The organism is Vibrio sp. 1CM8B (assembly GCF_023161685.1).
GTDB lineage: Bacteria > Pseudomonadota > Gammaproteobacteria > Enterobacterales > Vibrionaceae > Vibrio > Vibrio coralliirubri.
On sequence record NZ_JALNTU010000005.1, the window covers coordinates 409,142 to 429,642 of the forward strand.

Annotated in this window: 20 protein-coding genes; 10 read left to right on the forward strand and 10 right to left on the reverse strand. The window is 44.6% G+C overall.

What is annotated here, in order from left to right; all coding sequences use genetic code 11:
* Positions 1-117: 117 nt before the first annotated feature.
* Both MSG36_RS13190 and MSG36_RS13195 read right to left on the reverse strand, forming a co-directional pair.
* Complete coding sequence (locus MSG36_RS13190; RefSeq protein WP_248368253.1) at positions 118-2,565, reverse strand: trimethylamine-N-oxide reductase 2; 2,448 nt, start codon at positions 2,563-2,565, stop codon at positions 118-120.
* A gap of 20 nt (positions 2,566-2,585) precedes the next feature.
* Positions 2,586-3,680, reverse strand: coding sequence for a NapC/NirT family cytochrome c (locus tag MSG36_RS13195; RefSeq protein ID WP_017098644.1), 1,095 nt, complete (start codon positions 3,678-3,680; stop codon positions 2,586-2,588).
* Between the two features lie 315 nt (positions 3,681-3,995).
* Between MSG36_RS13195 and MSG36_RS13200 the strand changes: the two genes are divergently transcribed.
* Positions 3,996-4,271, forward strand: a complete 276-nt coding sequence (locus MSG36_RS13200) for a nitrogenase-stabilizing/protective protein NifW (RefSeq protein ID WP_193840644.1) — start codon at positions 3,996-3,998, stop codon at positions 4,269-4,271.
* Positions 4,272-4,406: 135 nt separating this feature from the next.
* Positions 4,407-5,531, forward strand: coding sequence for a M14-type cytosolic carboxypeptidase (locus MSG36_RS13205; protein ID WP_248368255.1), 1,125 nt, complete (start codon positions 4,407-4,409; stop codon positions 5,529-5,531).
* A 158-nt stretch (positions 5,532-5,689) separates the two neighbouring features.
* Here MSG36_RS13205 and MSG36_RS13210 read toward each other — a convergent pair whose 3' ends face one another.
* Together MSG36_RS13210 and MSG36_RS13215 are read right to left on the reverse strand one after the other, a co-directional pair.
* Positions 5,690-6,046 carry a hypothetical protein gene (locus tag MSG36_RS13210; RefSeq protein WP_017060329.1) on the reverse strand — a complete coding sequence of 119 codons (357 nt, stop codon included), beginning with the start codon at positions 6,044-6,046 and terminating at the stop codon, positions 5,690-5,692.
* Positions 6,047-6,316: 270 nt separating this feature from the next.
* Entirely contained in the window at positions 6,317-6,943 is a 627-nt protein-coding gene (locus MSG36_RS13215) for a LysE family translocator (protein ID WP_060982788.1), read from the reverse strand.
* A gap of 209 nt (positions 6,944-7,152) precedes the next feature.
* Here MSG36_RS13215 and MSG36_RS13220 point away from each other — a divergent pair, with 209 nt between their 5' ends.
* From MSG36_RS13220 to MSG36_RS13230, 3 genes are all read left to right on the forward strand, one after another.
* Positions 7,153-8,391: a DEAD/DEAH box helicase gene (locus MSG36_RS13220; protein ID WP_248368257.1), complete on the forward strand. Its 1,239-nt coding sequence runs from the start codon at positions 7,153-7,155 to the stop codon at positions 8,389-8,391.
* A gap of 232 nt (positions 8,392-8,623) precedes the next feature.
* Entirely contained in the window at positions 8,624-8,845 is a 222-nt protein-coding gene (locus MSG36_RS13225; protein ID WP_017057116.1) for a hypothetical protein, read from the forward strand.
* Positions 8,846-8,972: 127 nt separating this feature from the next.
* Positions 8,973-9,275 carry a thiamine-binding protein gene (locus tag MSG36_RS13230; protein WP_061018985.1) on the forward strand — a complete coding sequence of 101 codons (303 nt, stop codon included), beginning with the start codon at positions 8,973-8,975 and terminating at the stop codon, positions 9,273-9,275.
* Between the two features lie 57 nt (positions 9,276-9,332).
* On the opposite strand, the gene MSG36_RS13235 is transcribed toward MSG36_RS13230, so the two are convergent.
* Together MSG36_RS13235 and MSG36_RS13240 are read right to left on the reverse strand one after the other, a co-directional pair.
* Entirely contained in the window at positions 9,333-9,500 is a 168-nt protein-coding gene (locus MSG36_RS13235) for a hypothetical protein (protein WP_248368259.1), read from the reverse strand.
* A gap of 109 nt (positions 9,501-9,609) precedes the next feature.
* Entirely contained in the window at positions 9,610-9,873 is a 264-nt protein-coding gene (locus tag MSG36_RS13240) for a DUF1289 domain-containing protein (RefSeq protein ID WP_017079017.1), read from the reverse strand.
* Between the two features lie 188 nt (positions 9,874-10,061).
* On the opposite strand from MSG36_RS13240, the gene MSG36_RS13245 reads away from it, so the two are divergent.
* The 5 genes from MSG36_RS13245 (at position 10,062) to MSG36_RS13265 (ending at position 15,032) form a co-directional block, all read left to right on the forward strand.
* Positions 10,062-10,508 carry an META domain-containing protein gene (locus tag MSG36_RS13245; RefSeq protein ID WP_004734625.1) on the forward strand — a complete coding sequence of 149 codons (447 nt, stop codon included), beginning with the start codon at positions 10,062-10,064 and terminating at the stop codon, positions 10,506-10,508.
* A gap of 428 nt (positions 10,509-10,936) precedes the next feature.
* On the forward strand, positions 10,937-12,103 hold the full coding sequence (locus MSG36_RS13250; protein ID WP_248368262.1) for an ABC transporter substrate-binding protein: 1,167 nt from the start codon (positions 10,937-10,939) through the stop codon (positions 12,101-12,103).
* 5 nt (positions 12,104-12,108) lie between these two features.
* On the forward strand, positions 12,109-13,809 hold the full coding sequence (locus MSG36_RS13255) for a thiamine ABC transporter permease (protein ID WP_248368264.1): 1,701 nt from the start codon (positions 12,109-12,111) through the stop codon (positions 13,807-13,809).
* A complete protein-coding gene (locus MSG36_RS13260) occupies positions 13,775-14,425 on the forward strand; it encodes an ATP-binding cassette domain-containing protein (RefSeq protein WP_248368266.1) in 651 nt (216 codons plus the stop codon). The genes MSG36_RS13255 and MSG36_RS13260 overlap by 35 nt, the downstream gene beginning before the upstream one ends.
* Complete coding sequence (locus MSG36_RS13265; RefSeq protein ID WP_048617663.1) at positions 14,415-15,032, forward strand: CDP-alcohol phosphatidyltransferase family protein; 618 nt, start codon at positions 14,415-14,417, stop codon at positions 15,030-15,032. Before MSG36_RS13260 ends, MSG36_RS13265 begins: the two co-directional genes overlap by 11 nt.
* Positions 15,033-15,121: 89 nt before the next feature.
* On the opposite strand, the gene MSG36_RS13270 is transcribed toward MSG36_RS13265, so the two are convergent.
* The 4 genes from MSG36_RS13270 to MSG36_RS13285 form a co-directional block, all read right to left on the reverse strand.
* Positions 15,122-16,075, reverse strand: a complete 954-nt coding sequence (locus MSG36_RS13270) for a class I SAM-dependent methyltransferase (protein WP_050634664.1) — start codon at positions 16,073-16,075, stop codon at positions 15,122-15,124.
* 8 nt (positions 16,076-16,083) lie between these two features.
* Positions 16,084-16,782 carry a TIGR01621 family pseudouridine synthase gene (locus MSG36_RS13275; RefSeq protein ID WP_050648811.1) on the reverse strand — a complete coding sequence of 233 codons (699 nt, stop codon included), beginning with the start codon at positions 16,780-16,782 and terminating at the stop codon, positions 16,084-16,086.
* A 178-nt stretch (positions 16,783-16,960) separates the two neighbouring features.
* Complete coding sequence (locus tag MSG36_RS13280) at positions 16,961-18,577, reverse strand: methyl-accepting chemotaxis protein (RefSeq protein ID WP_248368267.1); 1,617 nt, start codon at positions 18,575-18,577, stop codon at positions 16,961-16,963.
* A 207-nt stretch (positions 18,578-18,784) separates the two neighbouring features.
* A complete protein-coding gene (locus MSG36_RS13285) occupies positions 18,785-20,218 on the reverse strand; it encodes a sodium-dependent transporter (RefSeq protein ID WP_081090249.1) in 1,434 nt (477 codons plus the stop codon).
* Positions 20,219-20,501 lie beyond the last annotated feature (283 nt).

Genomic DNA, 20,501 nt, shown 5'->3' on the forward strand with positions numbered 1-20,501 from the left:
ATTGATTATTATGGGTTGTCTAGCCGACATTGAGTAATAGTCTTCATCGCAAGAAAAGGATCAAAAAAAGCCAGCGATTAGGCTGGCTTCATTCAGTTAGCTATTTCTTGTTAAAGATTAGCCGTTTTTAGGTGGATCAAATGCCGTGAGTTCTAATACTGGACCTGTGTATTTTTCAATCTTCACAAGCGCAGAGTTTGCAGCACAGCCATTCGCCAAACGAGAAGTCGGGATATCCAACGTAAGCACGTTACAGCCACCGTTTTTACATAGACCTGTATCTTTATCTAAATCAGGCCAACCGCCTTCATGGATACATACAGCGCCTTGTTTGATGCCATCAGTCACTAATGCACCAGCCAGTACTTGTCCACGATCGTTGTATGCACGAACCAAGTCACCCGTTTTGATGCCTCGAGCTTTCGCATCTTCAGGGTGAATTGAAATCGGCTCACGGTCTGCAATCGCATACTCTTCGCGGATCTTCGCGTAGTTAAATTGACTGTGTAGACGGTGCGCAGCGTGCGCTGTCATCAACTGAAGTTCATCACTTTTCGCTTTACCGAAGAACTCAGTCGGCTCAATCCACGTTGGGTGAGCTGGACAATCATCAAGCTTGTAGCCTTCGATGGTTTTAGAGAAGATCTCAATCTTACCACTTGGCGTACCTAGCGGGTTCATCACAGGGTCTTTACGGAAATCAGCATGACGAACGAACTGCGCTGCCTTCTTGTTGTACTTCATTTCAATAAGCTGATTATCATCCCAGAACTTACCAAACTTAGGCATACGTACACGTGCAGATTTTCCCGCTTTTTGTGCTGCATCGTAGAAGCCTTTCAACCAAGCCATTTCGTCTTTGCCTTCGGTAAAGACATCACGACCACCCGCTTTGATCATCTCAGACATATCTGCGAATACATCGAAATCGTTACGAGCTTCACCTTGAGGCTCAACCGCTTTCTTCATCGGCACTAAGTGTTGGTTACTGTAATCACCTGTCATCGTCATATCATTACGTTCAAACGATGTAGTAATTGGCAGAACAATATCCGCGTGCTTAGCCGCAGCAGTCCAATAGATTTCAGAGATAACCACAAGTTCCGGTTTCTGCCACGCTTTGATCAAACGGTTGGTGTCTTGGTGGTGAGTGAAGTTACCACCGCCCGCCCACCAAATCATTTTCAGATCTGGGAATGTCAGTTCATGGCCGTTATGCATGTATTTTTTGCCTGGATTTTCCAATGCTTCTGTAATGCGAGCAACAGGGAAGCTATTCACCGCGCCCGAAACTGCCCAGTCATTACCAGCTGAAGAACCGCCGCCAATTGAAGCTGAAATCGCAGGTAACACACCAGCATCGCGTGTTGGGTTACCACCATTAGAGTAGTGATAAGACAAACCAAAACCACCACCAGGCAAGCCGATTTGACCTAGCATTGCCGCTAGCGTTACTACCATCCAGTGACGTTGCTCACCGTATTGTTGACGCTGAATGCCCCAACCCGCCATAAGCATAGTGCGGTTCTGGCTAAAGATATCTGCTAGAAGCTCAAGTTGTTTCGCAGGTACGCCTGTGATCTCTTCAGCCCATGCAGGAGTCTTTTCAACACCGTCTTCTTTACCCATTAGGTACGCTTCAAACTTATCGTAACCACTGGTGTACTTATTTAGGAACTCTACGTCATGCTTACCCTTCTTAACTAAAGAGTGCGCGATACCCATCATCATTGCGACGTCGGTCATTGGGCGCGGTGCAATCCACTGAACTGCGTCACCAAAGAAGTCGATAGTTTCAGAGCGCATTGGGTCGATAGCGATGATTGTCTTGCCTGACTTCTTAAGTTTGTGGAAGAACTCTAGGCCTGAACAGTCGGTTGAACTCCATGCAATCTTAAGCGTGTTCATTGGGTTCATACCCCACAACACAACAACGTCTGAGCTCTCTAGCACCACAGGGTGAGTGGTTTGCTGTTCATAAACTTCGATAGATCCCATTACGTGCGGCATGATCACTTGAGCAGCACCGGTTGAGTAGTCACCTAAGTGACCTGAGTAACCACCAGCCAAGCTCATGTAACGTTGTAGTAGCGTTTGTGCTTTGTGCAATACACCACTTGAACGCCAACCGTAAGAACCCGCGAATACAGATTCAGGGCCACTCTCTTTACGGATACGCATGTGTTGTTCGTGGATCAGCTTATAAGCTTCATCCCAAGACACTCGAACGTATTCATCTGAGCCACGAGTTCCTGTTGGATCGGATGGGTTATCTAAGAATCCTTTACGTACCATTGGGTATTTAATACGAGCTTTGGTATGAACCTGATCAGGACCTGTCGTTTGTAAACTATTTGGCACTGTTTGTGCGAGAGCATTCGTCGTTGAAACTAGCTTGCCATCTTTCACTTCACATAACATCGGCCCCATACGACCTGCTGTTAATATACCTTTACCACGCTTATTCGCAGCCGATGCTGTCATTGGCGTCAATGATGTGAATGCCAGCGCACCAGCAGCCATGCTTGTTCCTTTGAGGAATCCGCGACGAGTAATATCTGTCATAATTATTTCCCTTTTGTTTCTTAGTGGCCAACCACATCTTTTGCGTGGTTCTGGAAGTATTTAGTAAGAAGTTCTAAATCTTGGTCTGAAATGTCAGTTCTTTCGCCCATGCCCTTCGCAACGGGGCCCCAAGCATTAACGGTGAAGTGGTTCGCGCCAATTTTTGCATGACACGTTGAGCAGTAAACGTTGTCGAGTTCTTCAGCGTAATCCCAGATTGGCTCGAGTGAATCCAGTACAGGCGCATCAACGTTCGCGGTTAGCACCGCCGTTCGCCATTCATTGCCGTACGCATCCGTTTTAAAATCACCAACTTCAAGGCTCTGTTGCCCTTGATCTGTCAGCATCGCAACGATTGAGCGTTGACCTTCGCCGTAGTAAAGCACCTGTTCTGCACCCTTCATTTGGTAAGCATGCAACTCGATTTTGCGCTCAGTACCTTCAACACTTTTCACATCTAGGCGTGCCGTTGGATTGATAGTGCCAAGGTCACCAATACTGATGGTTTCTGCTGAGTAAACGACTTTCGCATTCGGGTCTGTTTTCTCAGTGAATGCCATCAAGTTGTCGAAAGCTTCGCTGTCCATTTCTGGCTCAGGAGCAAAGTGAGCAACACCTTTGTGGCAGTCGATACAAGTCTGATTATTCTCTTGCCCGTATTCATGCATTTTCGCCGCATCTTCAGATTGCTCGTAGCTATCCATCGCGTCGAAAGTATGGCAAGAACGACAAGTAGCAGAATCACTTTCACGTAGTTGAGCCCAAACGGTTTCGGCCATCGCCATACGGTGCTCTTCGTATTTGTCTTCGGTATCAATTTTGCCAGTCACAAACTCGTGATAAATGTCTTTAGACGCACGAATCTTGGTGATTACGTAGTCAATTGGGTCGGAAGGAATATGACAGTCAGAACACTCAGCTCGAATGCCTTTTGCATTGCTGAAGTGGATTGAACCTTCATATTCTTCATAAGGAATTTGCATTGTGTGGCAAGAAGTACAGAACTCAGTACTCGATGTGTAGTGCATAACGGCAGCAGTACCGCCCAGCGTTAACCAGCCAATACCTATACCGACAGCAGCAATAAGAGCGATATATCGTTTTTTAATAGACATATTTAGAAATCATCTTCAACAATTAGTAACAATTGCGATCAGAATAATACTTTAGGGTTAGTCACTATTGATTCACGTCATAAATTGTCTTTATTGATAATAAAGAAAGTGAGCAATGAGACTTCATACAACTCACTTATAACCATGACTGCGCAGTCAATTGATTTAATATTCAGAAAACAAATAAAGACAATCTCATTTATAAAATTTAACTAAGAATAACTACACGCCTTTCTACTTAAATCGCACTAAAATCAAGATAAGGAGTAATGAACACGCCTATAATATTTGCAAACTTACGGCATTGAATTAGGTATGAACCAAACAGAATTCCAACAAAAAATGGCGAGTTTCACCTCGATTGAACAAGCGCTTGATTACTTTGAAATTGGGTTTGATAGTAAGTTCATCGAGCAAAACAGAATCGAACTCGTTAAACGATTTAATGGTTATCTGATTCTTGCTAAACCCGATGATTGGTTCTCAGGAAGAAGAGCGCTGAAAAATGCTTATTGTAAGGTTCAACGCAGCAAGTTAGATCGCCACACGCGTTCTGCCTGTCGTGGGTGTACAACTTGCCAACGTCGATAGGTTGGAAGTACTGTTCAAAATAGAGAACTAAAAAGTAGATAGTTGAAATAACATCTCATTACGATTTAGTTAGTGGTTTGCTCGAAAAAAAGTGTGCTAGTCTTACGGCAACTCAACTACGAGATAAAAACTACAATGAAAATTTTCAGCAATTTCGAAAGCGGCAACATTCACGTCGTTTCAGCAGATTCACCACAAAACATTCAACTGACTATCCCAGCAGACAACCATACTGAAATCTCTCAGTGGTTTCACTTCCGCTTAGAAAGTGAAACCCAACAAGCTCACCACTTTGAAATCGGTCAATTGACAACATCTGCCTACCCTGAAGGCTGGAAAGACTACGATGTGGTTGCATCGTATGACCGTGAAGAGTGGTTCCGTATCCCATCTCAGTTCGATGGCGATACATTAAGCTTTGATATCATCCCTGAACACGATTCAATGTACTTCGCGTACTTCGCACCATACTCATACGATCGTCACCAAGATCTTTTGCATAGTGCTCAAACGCACCCGGCTTGTAAGCTTGAAACTCTGGGTCATACGCTAGACAACAACGACATCACTTTGCTAACTATCGGTGAGCCAAGTGAAGAGAAGAAAAATATCTGGGTTATTGGTCGCCAACACCCAGGCGAGACTATGGCTGAATGGCTAATCGAAGGCCTACTACAACGCCTGCTTGATGAAACAGATACGGTCGGTCGCTCTCTTCTAGACAGCGTTGTGTTCCGCGTTGTACCTAACATGAACCCAGACGGCAGCATCCGCGGTCACCTGCGTACTAACGCGATTGGCGTTAACCTGAACCGCGAATGGCAATCACCTTCTATGGAACGCAGTCCTGAAGTTTTCCTAGTTCGCGAGCGCATGCTACAAACGGGTGTTGATATGTGCCTTGATATTCACGGCGACGAAGCGATTCCATATAACTTTGTTGCTGGTAGCGAAGGCACACCTTCATACAATGAGCGTATTGCTAAATTAGAGAGCCACTTCAAGCAAGCGCTACTGACGATCACGCCAGAGTTCCAAGATGAGTTTGGTTACGACAAAGACGAACCAGGCAAAGCAAACATGACAGTTGGCACAAACTGGATTGGTGAGCAGTTCAAGTGTTTGGCTTACACGGTTGAGATGCCATTTAAAGATCACATCAGTCACGCTGACGAACTTTACGGCTGGTCTCCAGAGCGAAGTGTCGCGTTTGGTCACGACATGCTAGCCGCGGTTTGGGCTACAGTAGACGAGTTATAGAGTCACTAAGCTCTTTAGTTTATCCCTGTATCGCCTTTGGTTTATAAGAATCTGGGCTATAGATAGAACAAAGCCCAGCACTTGTGAAAGTGCTGGGCTTTTTAATCTCTGCGTAGAATAAGCTATTTGCGCCTTAAGGAACCTAACGTCAGTCGCTTTTAAGCCACTCTCAGGCTTGCAAAAAATACTGGGTATCTTTGCCTAATATGCCTTTGTTCAGACACCATATCTTTGAAGCTTGGGCCTTGTGATAACTGAACGATCACTTCATCCCCCTCTTGGCGTAGCACGGCACCACTAATATCGATACTGTTATTGTCATGCAACCTCAAGGTACCAGCCATTGAAAAGCCACGATAAACCGGAATGATGTTGCGCATCATTAGGCGTACACCTTTTTCAGACACTTCACTGACATGAAAAAGCTCATCCTTAATTCGCATCACCGGACGTGCCTTTTGAGGGTACTTTAAGCGGTAATATTTGCGTTTCTGGGTGAATGAATCTTCACGCATTAGTGACTCCCTGTCTCTGTTATTCGGTCAAGCAATAGACTTTAGCTTCAATTGGTTTTAAACGAACACATTCACCAAATTGATAGCTGATTATTATATCGACTTTCCGAGCTAATGCTTTAGAGATTTATACAGAGAAACAAGGATTGCTTAGCATTCAGTTAAAAATGAGAACTGAGTCGTATATGAAAACGGAGACGGAAATGAGAACTAAGCCGGAAATGAACTGAACTAAACTAATAGCTAAATACCCAATTCTTCACGTCGCCCCTAAAGCTGAAACAACGCCAACTGGATGCTGAAGCCAACAAATAAAACACCACAAACAATGTTCATCATTTGTGAGGTTCGCTTTTGAACCAACAAGCGCTTAAACGTATCCGCCATTAAGATCACAACCAAGAACCACATCGATACCACTGACGCCTGAATCCCACCAAGCATGAGACTGTCTGTCACAATCGCATCTTTTGAAACAAATTGAGGGAATATAGAAAGATAAAACAGGACGATTTTAGGATTCAGAAGATTAGTGAGGAGCCCTTTGAAAAATTGGTTATATAACTTACTTCCCGATGCACTTACCACAGAAAGTACGCCCTCTTGAGCGCGCAGTGCCGCACGAAAATGGTTATACCCAAGCCAGACAAGATACAAAACCCCTGCCCATTTTAGCCCTTCAAAGGCCATGGGTGTGTTCGACAGTAACAGACTTATGCCGTTAGCCGAGATAAAGGCATGAAAAAAGAAACCACATGACACGCCCAACACGTTCACAAATGCGAACAGCTTCCTTTGAGTTAAGGCTGTGCTTAATACCAATAAAGCATTAGGCCCCGGAATAATGGCAATAAAAAACACGATAACAATAAACAGCCAGATACTGTCCCAACTCATTTCGATCTCATTTCATGAATATTTTTAGGGCGAACATTGTACGTCCATTCATTGCCATTACAATATGATAAACGCTTAATTATCACGTATGGCTAACATATATAATTCGCGCGTATAATGAATACGTTTATCGTGTAACGTACAAAACTGATTCTCTAACATTTGCAGCCCTGTTAGACTCCACATCCCTTTTGATACTTGGTTCATTTATGTCATTTGATAGCCTAACCCTTAACGCAAAAACCGTCTCCGCGCTCCCATCTCAATTCAATAAGCCGACAGAGATACAGCAAGCGGTAATTCCTACAATTATTACGGGGAAAGACGTACTTGCATTGGCTCAAACGGGTAGCGGTAAAACATTGGCCTTCGGCTTACCTTTGCTGAACAACATCAATCATGATGTAAATGAACTGCAAGCACTGATCATCGTTCCAACGCGTGAGCTCGCATCTCAAGTGACAGAATCTTTAGAACCGATCGCGACGGCGCTCAATATCAAATGCGTAACGCTAACGGGCGGTGTGAATAGTGATGATCAACTGCAACAATTATCCACTAAACCACAATTAGCCGTCGCCACACCAGGCCGTCTACTTGCTTTAATTAAAAGTGGTGAACTGGATGTAACTCAGTGTCAATCATTGGTTCTTGATGAAGCCGATCGATTAATCGACATGGGCTTTTGGCCGGATATTCAAGCGATTACCGCAGCTCTGCCAGCGAAACGACAATCACTGCTATTCTCTGCGACACTTCCTCCAGAATTGGTTAATCAGGCTGAAACGCTTTTATCAAACCCAGAAAAGATCACGACTCATCAAGAAAACAGCGTTGTCGCAACTATCGAAGAAACTCTGTACTTAGTGAACAAAGGCAGTAAAGCTCAAGCGCTCATTGCCCTACTCAATCAATACACATGGCCGCAAGTATTGGTATTTATTGGCGCAAAAGACAATGCCGATGCATTAACCAAGCGATTGAACAAAGTCAAAATCAGTGTGAGTGCGCTGCACGGAAATAAGAACCAAGAAGAACGAGAGCAAGCATTAGAGAGTTTCAAAAATGGTGAAACTCGTGTGCTTATCGCAACCGACGTGATGGCTCGAGGCATCCATATTGATCAGTTACCTGTCGTGATTAACTTCGAGTTGCCTTCTCACTCAGCAACTTACGTACACCGCGTTGGTCGAACAGCAAGAGCAGGAAGTACTGGCTGCGCGATCTCTCTGGTTAGCCACAGCGAAACTGACTACCTCAATGCGATTCGCACCCTGACCAATAAGCCGTTAGTGCTGCAACCATTAGAAGGTTTTCCTGTTACAGACAAACCTGCATCTGAAACGACAGCTCGTAAACGTCCGCCTAAAGACAAAATGGCTAATAGAAGAACAGCCAAAAAGAAGAGCATTAAGCAATTTAAAGGCAAGCCAAGTTCTTCGAAATAAGCAAAGAAAGTCGATTAGCCCAGTTTTTACTGGGCTTTTTCATATGCAACAAAACATAAATTCACACCCAAAAACCTCCCTAAAGATGCCAACTTAAATGACACTTTTGTGAATTATGATGCCAACGTATTGATTCTTGGTTGCTCAAAAAAAATACTCTTAAATCACGTTGACGCCCCTATATCTGGCAACTAGATTTTTCTATTAGTGTCTACAACAGGAGGTCATTGAAATGAAACGTGCTAGCTCTACATATCGATTACAACTGATTAAGGAAGTGGCAACCCGCCGAGATCGTCAACGTTCCAATGACCCGATGGCAAACTACATACAAACCCTAATAGATAATAAAGATGATTGTGATACCTCGGTGGAACGCAACCAGAGGTTCAGTGGCAGTCATTTTGATGAACACATAGGTGGTTGGGTAAGCGACCACTGGGGTAATAAGTAGAACAACGAGAGTAATCCAACCAGCATAGCCGCTGTAGTATTTATCTCCGCATTAACCTATCATCTGCAACAATTCCCTATCCTAGAGTAAGCAGAAAGTGTCTGAGTTAAAAAGAGAAAAAGAAGTGATGGTTGCCTTCCAAGTAATACCTCGCGTTAAAGAAGGCAACAACTTCGAAGTGGTTGATAAAGCCATTGAAGTTGTGAAAGCATCCGATGTGCCGTTCCAGGTTGGAGCAATGGAAACCACGATGAAAGGTGAACTCAACCAATTACTCGATATCGTTAAAAAAGCAGAGCAAGCTTGCTACGATGCAGGGGCTGTAGAAGTAATCACAAACATTAAGATTCACAGTAAAACCACCGAAGCCGATGATACATTTTGCACGTATCATCGTGGTGTAACGAAAGCGAATCACATGTTTGTTTAATCATATGTTTATTTCAGAAAGCTGAGCTTTAAGAAAGACTCTGAAGAACCAGTGGTGTTATTGAAAAGGCATGTCTGAAAGGTGAGAAAGGATTTCCATTCGTTCTTCTTCTGACATCGAATACCAATCACGCGGAACCTCTTCAGGGTCATCTTTCGCCCCGATCGGTTTACGATCCAGTGCTTTGACTGGCTCTTTTTTGAGTTTTACGTTCTTTTTATTCATACCGACACCACTCCTTCAGGTACAAAGGTACCTATGTTAATATTACACCCCAACCATTATGTAAAGTAATAGTTACATCGGAGTTAAATAAAATCTTAATACATCCTCTTTAGCCAAAAAGATCTCTTTGGGGACTTGTATTTCCCTCTTCGTCGACCGACTTACCAACTAAGTTTTTTTGCTTCATTATTTTTCGTCTATAGCGCTGACGACACAGCTTTATCACGTGCAATTGTTCTGACGGTGTCATCGACATCCAATTAAAGCGCTCTTCTCTTTTGCGCATACAACCATTGCAATAGCCTTTGTCATCGCTTGAACAAACCCCAACGCAAGGGCTTGGAACTTGGAAAAACTCTAACTGCTCCACCATCCCTCCTTACACATTCAAAATTACGCTTACTCTCTCAAAAATAAGCGATTAATTTGTCGCCTAGCTCATGAAATCCATACTAAACTATGACCTTATACTGACACATATAGTGTTTTGTAAACTATACTTTGAACCCATCAAGTTACACTTATTCGGTAACTTCGTTCTTTCCTTTGGAGCCTTATAATATGAAGTTTAGTTCAAAAAAATTACTAGCAGTAGCCGCTTTACCTATGATGCTAGCAGCATGCACAACAACAGGTGACAACGCGATGCAAGTAACGCCAACCGATCTACAGCACCATAATTGGGAACTTGCGCAAATTGATGGCAAGGACATTGTGAAAAGCGAAGACCAAGCAGCTCCTCGTCTAGAGATCGGCGAAAAGATGACTGCAAACGGCATGGCTGGTTGTAACAACTTCTTCGGTCAAGGCGAGCTGAAAGACGGTCAATTCCGTATCAAGCAAATGGGCATGACAATGAAAATGTGTCACGGCTCTGCGATGGAAATTGAACAATCGGTTTCTGCTACTCTAAGCGAGTGGAGCGACGTAACACTAACAAACGATACGCTAGTACTGAAAAACGATGTACACACGCTAACGTACACAATTCGTGACTGGGTAAACTAATCCGTCATCGAAACCAAATATTGATTAAAGGAGCCTGATGGCTCCTTTTTTATTGCCAGCTTGCCCTCACTACTTCTTCAAAATTGACGCTCATCGCCGACTTTTCGTACCAACCTCCAATAAACCTCAAAAATCTCTCATTTAGATGCAATAAATTCAACGGTTCAGCGGTCTGTTGCTAGGATGGCAAAAGCCTAGAGTCTGTCGAGTTTTCGAGATGATTACATTTCGAACAAAACTCAACCGGCAACTCCCTGCTTGTTCTCAAGTAATTGATTGAATTTACTGTTGAATTAGAATTTATTTCAGAAACAGATAGAATAACTATTAGGGCATGTTGATCTTTCGTTAACCGCGAAAGGTCAATACGCCCTAGGGAGTTTGAAAATACAATGCTCTTGCCCGTTCACTACCAAATGGAAAAGTTTATGAACAAGATAGTAAGTACGTTAGGAATCATGGCAACCGTTGCATACAGCGCAACCATTTATGCTGATGAAGCAACATCCACCGACAGCTGGAACCAAATAGAACAGCAGGCAGAGGGAGAAACTGTCTACTTTCACGCTTGGGGCGGAAGCCAAGAGATCAATCGTTACCTACAGTGGGCAGGCAAGAAATTACAAAGTGACTACGGTGTCACGTTGAAGCATGTGAAAGTGACCGATATAGCGGAAACCACCACTCGACTGCTTGCTGAAAAAGCGGCAGGAAAGAACAGTGAAGGCAGCGTCGATATCGTCTGGATCAATGGCGAGAACTTTCGCTCGATGAAAGACAACGCGCTGTTGTTTGGGCCATTTACAGAATCACTGCCAAATTGGCAGTATGTCGATAAGTCTCTGCCAATTGATGTCGATTTTTCGGAGCCGACAGAAGGCTTAGAAGCACCTTGGGGCGTGGGACAACTTGTGTTCATTCACGACCAAGAGACGCTGCATAATCCACCGCAATCATTCTCTGAGATGTTGAGCTACGCTCAGGCTTTCCCGAACCGCTTAAGCTACCCTCGCCCACCAGAATTTCATGGCACGAGCTTCATTAAGTCTCTACTGATTGAACTAACAAACAATAACCCTGCGCTGGCTCAGCCGGTTTCAGAAGACAACTTCCAAGAAGTGACGGCACCACTGTGGGTTTACTTAGATAAATTCCATAAAGTGGCTTGGCGCGGTGGCAAACAATTCCCAGCAGGCACATCGGAAAGCATCCAACTTCTGGATGACGGACAGATAGATCTCGCGATTACGTTCAATCCAAACTCTGTTTATTCAGCACAAGCAAGTGGTCGCCTAGCCGAAACCACTAAGGCTTATGCTCTAGAAAGCGGCGCTCTATCTAACATTCATTTCCTGGCGATTCCTTGGAATGCCAATGCAACCGCAGGTGCTCAAGTGACCATTAACTTCTTACTGAGCCCAGAAGCACAGTCTCGCAAAGGTGACCTCAATGTTTGGGGCGATCCTTCGGTTCTGAGCAGCAAGTACCTCACTGGCAGCGCTAAAAACACCCAGCAATTTAAATCGGTTGATGAACCACACCCTAGCTGGCAAAACGCGCTCGAGAAAGAGTGGCTTAAGCGATACGGTAACTAGTCTTCATGCTACGCGCTCTATATTTTGTTGTTATAGCTGTATGCATTATCCCAACCATTCCTGGGGTAGCGGGAGTCGTGACTTCGTCACTGAGTTTCATCCCGCCTCTAGGTTTAGAGGAGCCGACACTCAACGGTTTTAGCCAAGTCTTTCGATGGGAAGGGGCTTGGCACTCTATTGGCTTAAGCCTAGGTTCAGCAATTGCAAGCAGCTATATCGCCTGCTTCCTGACCTTTTGTATTCTTCAAGCCTCTTGGGGAAACAAGTTTTGGAGAAAGATTGAGTTAACGCTATCACCAATGCTTGCCATTCCACATGTGGCTTTCGCTATCGGCTTTGCTTTTCTGTTTAGTCCAACGGGGCTTGGCGCAAGAGCGGTACATCACTTGCTCGGCGAATCGGCTACGAGCTCTGAATTGGCGTTATTGGTAAAAGACCCATACGCGTTCGGCTTAATCATTATGCTCGCACTCAAAGAAGTACCCTTCTTGTTGCTGATGAGTATATCGATACTTCAACAAATCGATGTAGAACGTATCACTAAGGTCAGTGCATCACTCGGTTACAGCCGCGCTCAGATCTGGTGGAAATGTATTTTCCCACAATGGTTTACTAAGCTTCGTTTCCCAATGCTGGCGGTACTCGCTTACAGTGTCTCGGTTGTCGATATTGCTCTGATCATTGGCCCAACCAACCCGCCGACCTTTGCCGTTTTGGTATGGCAATGGTTCAACGATCCTGATCTTAACCTACTTCCGCGAGCTGCTGCTGGTGCCATCGTTTTGTTTGGTTTAGCTTCGTTGATCATCGCCTTGGCGCGTTTAGTTGAATGGGCGGTTCTTAAGTACTTTCGAACTTGGCAGTATTCAGGACGAACAGGGGCTAACTTGCCGGGGAAAACAGTATTCACAGTGCTTGCTAGCCTTTCATTGCTGATCATTCCTTTAATGGTAATTTGGAGTGTTGCTCAGCGTTGGCGCTTCCCGGATTTACTGCCTAGCCGCTACAGCATGCGTTTCTGGGAGTTCGAATGGGATGGCATCATGAGTACTGTGGGTCAAAGCTTATGGATTGGTCTTATTGCTGCTTCAGTCGCTCTGTTACTTGCGCTGATTGCTCACGAATACAGAATCAAATACAAGTGGCAAGTGCCAGGCTTCATTATCGCTATTCCAATGTTGATACCACAGCTCTCCGTGTTATTTGGTATGCAGGTCACGACCCTCTACATCGGCAGTAGTGCCTATGAGTTCTGGGTGATTTGGGCGCATGTTTTCTTTGCTTTCCCGTTTGTGTATCTGTCTTTAGACGGCCCGTGGAAAAGCTTCAATGATGGGTTGATTAAAGCCTCGCTGAGCCTAGGTAAATCGCCATTTCAGAGTTGGTATTCAATCAAACTGCCAATCTTACTTCCAGCTATCGCCTTTGCTTGGGCGGTCGGGATCAGCGTGAGTTTGGCTCAGTACTTACCCACCTTGATGCTCGGCGCGGGCCGTATTAGCACGATCACCACAGAAGCCGTTGCCCTTACCAGTGGTTTCGACCGCAGGGTGACAGCAATCTATGCCATTTGGCAGGCCCTATTGCCTCTGTTCTTTTTCTCTTTAGCGATATTAGTCAGCCGACTTCAACTTAGATATCGCCGTCTTACTTTTAAAGGTTTCCTAAGTAATGAGTCTGTACCTCAACGACCTCGCCATCCGTAAAACCGATGGAGATTCGCTGTTCTCAGCGCTAAATGTAACATTAGAATCTGGCCAAATACTGGCTTTGATGGGACCGAGTGGCTGTGGAAAGTCGACCTTACTGGATGCGATTGCTGGTCACTTAAGTCAAGAGTTTTCGTATTCTGGCACCGTTGTGTTGAACGATATTCAGCTCGACGAGCTTCCATCACATCAGCGTGAAGTCGGTATTTTGTTTCAAGATGACTTGTTGTTTCCGCACCTCAAAGTATGGGAAAACTTGGCCTTTTCGTTACCGAACTCTGTTAAGGGTTCCGCTCGTCAACAGCAAGCAATGGCTGCACTAAAAGACATAGAGCTAACTCACTTGGCAGAGTCTTTCCCGGATCAAATATCTGGTGGTCAACGTGCAAGAATAAGCTTAACTCGTATGTTATTGGCGAAGCCGAAACTCGCCCTGCTCGACGAACCGTTCAGCAAACTGGACCAAGAGTTAAGAGCACAATTTCGAGATTGGGTGTTTGAACAATTGACCAAAGCGAATATCCCTACATTAATGGTCACGCACGACGAAGCCGATGTACCTCAAGGGGCAGAAGTACTGTCTTGGCCATGGAGAAGTAACCATGCTGGATAAGTACTCCATTAAGGTCATTAAGTGGCCATTAAATCAGTCGGCTAAGTTACTGAACCAATTGGGTATCACGGCCAATCAAACCACGTTATTCGGATTTCTGGTTGGGTGCTTGGCATTTCCAGCGTTAGCATTTCAGCAATACGAATGGGCGTTGGGGTTTATTGTATTTAACAGGGTTTGCGACGGGCTTGATGGAGCCTTGGCTCGAATCCAAGGCATTAGTGATGCGGGTGGTTTCCTCGATATCAGCCTAGATTTCCTATTCTACTCGCTGATCCCTTTTGGTTTTGTCATTGCCAACCCAGAACATAACGCCATTGCCGGTGCATTTTTGATCTTCTCTTTTATCGGCACAGGCAGCAGCTTTTTAGCGTTTGCGGTGATGGCAGGCAAGCGAGGCATCGAAAACCCAGTCTATAAGCATAAGTCTCTGTACTACATGTCGGGGTTAACCGAAGGCACTGAAACCATCGCTTGTTTCATTGCTTTCTGTATTTGGCCTCAACACTTTGCGGTTATCGCTTACACCTTTGGTGCAGCTTGCTGGCTAACTACGTTCATGCGTATTTATTTTGGTTTCCAGACACTCAAGAATCAAACCACCTAATGTTAGTGTCGTGATTCCTTTCAAACTAAAACGCCGCTCAACATGAGCGGCGTTTTTATATTCTAGCTAATACTTAAACCTAATTATAATTAGGCATCTGCAGAAGCGCTAATTTTAAACCTCAACACCTTCAAGCTTGAATCAAGGTCGACATCGACAAACTCAGGCGGGTTGTCCAGACGCTCAATGAACTCAACGCTTGGTGCTTCTTCTGCCATCGTCTCAATCAGGAAGTTTGGTGATACTGCTGGTGAGTTAACACAAGCAATCACTTCACCGCCTTCAGTTAGAAGTTCAGGCAAACGACGTAAGATCTTTTTGTAATCTTTGGTTAGAGCAAAGCTGCCTTTTTGGAACGAAGGTGGATCGATGATAACGAGCTCGTAAGGACCGCCTTTCTTGATTTTTCCCCACGACTTAAAGATATCGTAGCCAAGGAAGTTAACCGAGCGCATATCGTGTTCATTCAGACGGTGGTTATCGCGACCTTTGTTTAGCGAGCCACGTGACATGTCCACGTTCATGCATTGACGAGCGCCACCAGCGATAGCCGCGACAGAGAAGCCACAAGTGTATGCGAACAGGTTAAGAACGTTCTTATCCTTGGCATTATCTTGTACCCATTGACGACCATTGCGCATGTCTAGAAACAAACCGAAGTTCTGATTACGGCCAATATCTAATTGGTACTTAAGACCGTGCTCAACCACAACCGGGGAGTCATTCAACTCGCCCCATAGAACCTCTGAAGGCGCACCATCGGCATAACGGTGCTGAAGAACAATGCTTGTACCCTGCTTTGATTGCCAGATATCTTTATTAGTGAGTTCAACTAATCCAGCTTTAAGAGATGACAAAAATTCGTCGTCTACTTCTTTAAACACGTTAACCAGTAGCTGTCCATCAACCCAGTCACATGTCAGTTGTTCTAGACCAGGCCAAAACTTACCGCGGCCGTGGAAAATACGGCGTAGTTCGTTTGGTACTTCATTAAGTTGCTGTTCAATATGACTAAAAAACAGAGGTAAAGCTGATGCTTCCATTATTTCACTCACTTAGTGTTTAGCTTTGGCCAAGTTAATGACCAAGGTTCAAGCCAACTGTCCAAACCGTTCGACACGGTTTCCTGATGCCACTTCTCACCCAAGGAGTTTAGCCCTCTTGGATCGCAGACATATTCGTAGGCTTGTGATTGATAGGTAAATCGAATCGCGAAGGCATGCAGATAACCTCTGTCAGCCTCACTCGATGGATTATAAATAGGGTCACCAACAATGGCTGAGCCGATCGACTTCATCGCGACACGGATCTGGTGAGTTCGCCCCGTATAGGGTTTGCATAACAGCAAACGCTCACCAGGTTCAGCCGTTGCTGATAAAAACTGAGTAATCGCAGGATTCTCTTTGGATGTCAGAAGTTTCCAACTTGAGCGTCGTGAACGCTCCATGTCTCCTGAGATCAAACCTTGCTTTTTCTTTGGCTTCTTAGAACCGATCGCAAGGTAGTATTTCTCTACTTCACGCTTTGCAAATAGCTGTGAAAGCTCGCTCGCCGCCGACGCATTTTTTGCCAGCAGCAGAATGCCCGAAGTCATTTTATCTAGTCGATGAACGAGATACAGCTTAGGCTCATTGATTGCCTTAGCAACTTCTTGAAGCAACATGGTATCGCCATCGTCTTTGTGGACGCTGACTCCAGGATGCTTATTGATAAGTAAAAAATCAGAGTGGTTCAGAAGAATATCGAACATGTAAAGGCTAGCTCCATTGTAGAACGTGGAGTATACCGCGTCTGAACCCAGATTCCAGCTACGAAAAAGCCCAACTCACTCAATAAACATTGAATCATTGGGCTTCGTTTCAGCAACTAGCGATCAGTGCTTGGTCTTTACTCGATTACCACTCGATAAATAGAACCAAGCTACCGCTTTACGCCAGTTTAAACTTACCAACTAATGCTTCTAGCTCAGCAACCTTAGCGTTCAAGCCTGATGTGTTTTCAGAGCTACGAGTTGCCAATTGCAGAGATTGCTCTGAGATATCGCTAATCGCGGTAATGTCCGCTGCAATTTCTTTGGTCACCGCTGTCTGTTCTTCTGCCGCAGTCGCAATAGAGTTAACCATGCTTTGTACATTGCCCGCACCGCTCACAATCGCCTCTAGCGCAGAAACAGCACCTGAGCTTTGCTCGACACCAATCTCAACTAAACGACAGTTATCTTGAGTGTAAGTCACCGCTTCTTGAGTGCCCGATTGAATCGATTGAATGATGCCCGAGACTTCTTGTGTCGCTTTGGTTGTTCTTTCTGCTAGCGCTCGCACTTCATCGGCTACCACAGCAAAACCACGACCAAATTCGCCTGCACGTGCCGCTTCAATTGCAGCGTTAAGAGCTAACAGGTTAGTTTGCTCAGCAATGTCTTCGATTACCTTGATAACGCTACCAATCTGCTCACCATGAGAACCCAGCGTGTTCATCTGTAGCGACATGTCACTCATTTGAGTCGACACTTGTTGAATACTCGCCACCATCTCAACAATCACGTTGCGGCCATCTTCTGCAGACGTTTCAGAGCGACGCGCTTCTTCATAAGTAGAAGTACCTTGTTGAGCCACTTCAGAAATGGTCAAACTTAGCTCTTCAGCAGCAGTTGCAATCAAGTTAGCTTTGTCTGCTTGAGCTGATGCACCAGTAACGATGTCTTGGCTAATAGAAGAGAGCTCCCCTGTCACAGATTGAACTTGATGAGTCACAGACGAGATAGAACCTAGTAGGTCTACTAGCGATTTCTGCATCTGGTTAATCGACTTAGCAAGCTCAGCCAATTCATCACCAGAGTCATCAATAATATCGCCTGCCGTTAGGTCACCATTTGCAACACGTCGTGCTACTTGTTCAACACGAGTCAGGCGGTTGGTTATAGAGCTAGACAATACGTACGCAATCACACAACCAAAGACTATCGCAATAGCAGACAACACCATGATGGTGCGCTCGATGGTAGTAAACGTATCGGTTAGTGTCAGTAGTGACTGTTCTGTATCTGCGCGTTCACTTGCTGATGCTTGATCCAGCAAGTTCTCAATAGGGATAAGGTTGCTCTCATACAAAGATCGTAGCTGTTGAATGTTGGCTAGTAGCGCAGCTTCATCATTGATCTTTGGCACAAGCTTTGATTCAAACTCTTGAGTGAAACGCCCCATCAGGTCTTCAATTCGCTGAATACGGCGGTGGTCTTCCGAACCTCTACTCTCCAACCGCTTCGCCTGCTCGATTGCTTGGGCAAATTCGTTCTTATTGGTTCGATAATCGTTCAGCGCGTTATCAACCTGAATGATCGCACCCAACGCATCTCGGTAGACATCCCCAGCTTCATCTATCAAAACAAGATAGGTAACAGTGCCCGGTACATCGTCCATTCTGATCTCATCAGCACTTTTATGAGCGCCAATAACCTCTATCCATACAATACTGACTAACGTGACAAGCACCGCCAATATAGAGCCAAAACCGGCATACAGTTTCTTTCTCACCGATAATTTCATACAACACCTACCTAAATAAAATACGGCTTAGAAAACCTTTAATATTCAATATATCGGCTAGCGCACGGATAACTTGAGTGAATAGACGACATTTATTTTCCATCAATAATTAAGTTTTGGACATAAAAAAACGGGAGCCAATGGCTCCCGTTTCTTAACTTACTTTAACTCGCGATTCTAGCTTCTAAGAATTATGGTTTCTTAGAACTATAGCTTCTTAGAGATAAGCGCAGAACCAGCAATAATACCAATACCTAGTAGCATGATTGCACCTTTACCGCTGTCGAAGCCAGAAGAGATACCCATGAACGCTACGATAGCGATAGCTACTGGGATGATGTACTTAACTAGTGTGTACCATAGACCGAATAGAGGGAAAGATACTTCACCGTCGTTAGTGATTTCTTTCTCAAGGTCTGCACGGTTTAGTCTCCAACCAGCGAAGATACATACCAACATACCGCCAACGGCTAGGAAGATCTTATCAGTTAGTAGGTCGAAGATATCGAATGCGCCAGTACCGAACAGTGTAGGACCGAAGCCACCAAGTGATAGAGAAGCGAAGATACATAGAATCGCCATTACTACACTTGCAGACAGTACTGCAGTCACACGCTTCATGCCTTTCTCATCGATTAGGTAAGAAACCACAACTTCTAGTAGAGATACTGAAGAAGTCAGTGCCGCAACACTTAGACCAACGAAGAACATTAGAGCGAATAGAAGACCAACTACGCCGCCCATTTCAGCAAATAGCTGAGGAACAACAACGAATACTAGACCAGGACCAGCTGCAGGTTCCATACCGAATGCGAACATTGCAGGGAACATTGCAACACCAGCTAGGATAGCAACACCTGTATCCATAGCTGTAACCATAGCCGTAGTTTGAACTAGGTTCTCTTTCTTCTTAAGGTAAGAACCGTAAGTCAACATACAACCCATACCAAGAGATAGTGAGAAGAATGCTTGACCTAGTGCAGCTAGGATTACACCGCTGTCTACTTTAGAGAAATCAGGGCTGAATAGGAATTCAAGACCAGCCATCGCGCCCGGAAGCATGATGCCTTTGATTGATACCACGATAAGGATAATGAAAAGAAGTGGCATCAGGATCTTACCCGCTTTCTCAATACCACCAGAGATACCCTTCATAACAATAACAATGTTAAGTAATAGGTATAGGCCCATCCACATAAGTGGTTGAACTGGGTTTGAGATAAAGCCACCGAAGCTGTCACCGATTGCTTCAGGTGCATCTAGTAGACCACCAGCAATCTTACCGATGTATGCGATAGACCAGCCACCTACTACAGGGTAGAAACCCATGATAAGTAGACCACTGACTACGCCGATAACACCGGCGAACGTCCAACGACGGTCAGTTGTTTTGAATGCACCTACTGCTGATTTTTGCGTATGACGGCCAATCGCAAATTCAGTCAGCATTACACTGAAACCGATGAAGATTACAAAAAACAGGTAAATTGCAACGAATGCACCGCCGCCACTTTCGCCTGCTGTGTAAGGGAATTTCCAAATGTTACCTAGACCAACAGCAGAACCTGCTGCAGCCATTACGAATCCTAACTTCGAACCCCAGGTATCGCGGGGTGTTGTGGTTGTATTACTAGTAGCCACGTGTACTCCAAACTTTTGTGTTATGTGATGTTGTGTTTTGCTTTGGGTGGCGTCTTTAAAAGATAAGGCGTATAAAAAAATTTACACACCTAAAAGATTTGATTGACGCTCGTTATCTGGCAAGTAAACCAGTTTAAGAATAAAATTGGAAGCCCGAACCGTACATATTTCGTTACCAATGTAAATTTTTATGGTTAAATGCCGCCTTTTCATACAAAACAATCGTTTTCGTCTTAAGTTAACCAAAACTTAACAACTATAACCTGTTTACAGCTTTAGCTCT

Excerpts from the sequence above, each read along its gene's own strand:
- MSG36_RS13265 (WP_048617663.1), top strand. The coding sequence starts at position 14,415 with ATGCTGGATAAGTACTCCATTAAGGTCATTAAGTGGCCATTAAATCAG.
- MSG36_RS13210 (WP_017060329.1), bottom strand. The coding sequence starts at position 6,046 with ATGCGTGAAGATTCATTCACCCAGAAACGCAAATATTACCGCTTAAAG.
- MSG36_RS13245 (WP_004734625.1), top strand. The coding sequence starts at position 10,062 with ATGAAGTTTAGTTCAAAAAAATTACTAGCAGTAGCCGCTTTACCTATG.
- MSG36_RS13190 (WP_248368253.1), bottom strand. The coding sequence starts at position 2,565 with ATGACAGATATTACTCGTCGCGGATTCCTCAAAGGAACAAGCATGGCT.
- MSG36_RS13235 (WP_248368259.1), bottom strand. The coding sequence starts at position 9,500 with ATGAATAAAAAGAACGTAAAACTCAAAAAAGAGCCAGTCAAAGCACTG.
- MSG36_RS13260 (WP_248368266.1), top strand. The coding sequence starts at position 13,775 with ATGAGTCTGTACCTCAACGACCTCGCCATCCGTAAAACCGATGGAGAT.
- MSG36_RS13270 (WP_050634664.1), bottom strand. The coding sequence starts at position 16,075 with ATGGAAGCATCAGCTTTACCTCTGTTTTTTAGTCATATTGAACAGCAA.
- MSG36_RS13240 (WP_017079017.1), bottom strand. The coding sequence starts at position 9,873 with ATGGTGGAGCAGTTAGAGTTTTTCCAAGTTCCAAGCCCTTGCGTTGGG.
- MSG36_RS13275 (WP_050648811.1), bottom strand. The coding sequence starts at position 16,782 with ATGTTCGATATTCTTCTGAACCACTCTGATTTTTTACTTATCAATAAG.
- MSG36_RS13215 (WP_060982788.1), bottom strand. The coding sequence starts at position 6,943 with ATGAGTTGGGACAGTATCTGGCTGTTTATTGTTATCGTGTTTTTTATT.
- MSG36_RS13225 (WP_017057116.1), top strand. The coding sequence starts at position 8,624 with ATGAAACGTGCTAGCTCTACATATCGATTACAACTGATTAAGGAAGTG.
- MSG36_RS13230 (WP_061018985.1), top strand. The coding sequence starts at position 8,973 with ATGGTTGCCTTCCAAGTAATACCTCGCGTTAAAGAAGGCAACAACTTC.
- MSG36_RS13195 (WP_017098644.1), bottom strand. The coding sequence starts at position 3,680 with ATGTCTATTAAAAAACGATATATCGCTCTTATTGCTGCTGTCGGTATA.
- MSG36_RS13255 (WP_248368264.1), top strand. The coding sequence starts at position 12,109 with ATGCTACGCGCTCTATATTTTGTTGTTATAGCTGTATGCATTATCCCA.
- MSG36_RS13205 (WP_248368255.1), top strand. The coding sequence starts at position 4,407 with ATGAAAATTTTCAGCAATTTCGAAAGCGGCAACATTCACGTCGTTTCA.
- MSG36_RS13200 (WP_193840644.1), top strand. The coding sequence starts at position 3,996 with ATGAACCAAACAGAATTCCAACAAAAAATGGCGAGTTTCACCTCGATT.
- MSG36_RS13250 (WP_248368262.1), top strand. The coding sequence starts at position 10,937 with ATGAACAAGATAGTAAGTACGTTAGGAATCATGGCAACCGTTGCATAC.
- MSG36_RS13280 (WP_248368267.1), bottom strand. The coding sequence starts at position 18,577 with ATGAAATTATCGGTGAGAAAGAAACTGTATGCCGGTTTTGGCTCTATA.
- MSG36_RS13220 (WP_248368257.1), top strand. The coding sequence starts at position 7,153 with ATGTCATTTGATAGCCTAACCCTTAACGCAAAAACCGTCTCCGCGCTC.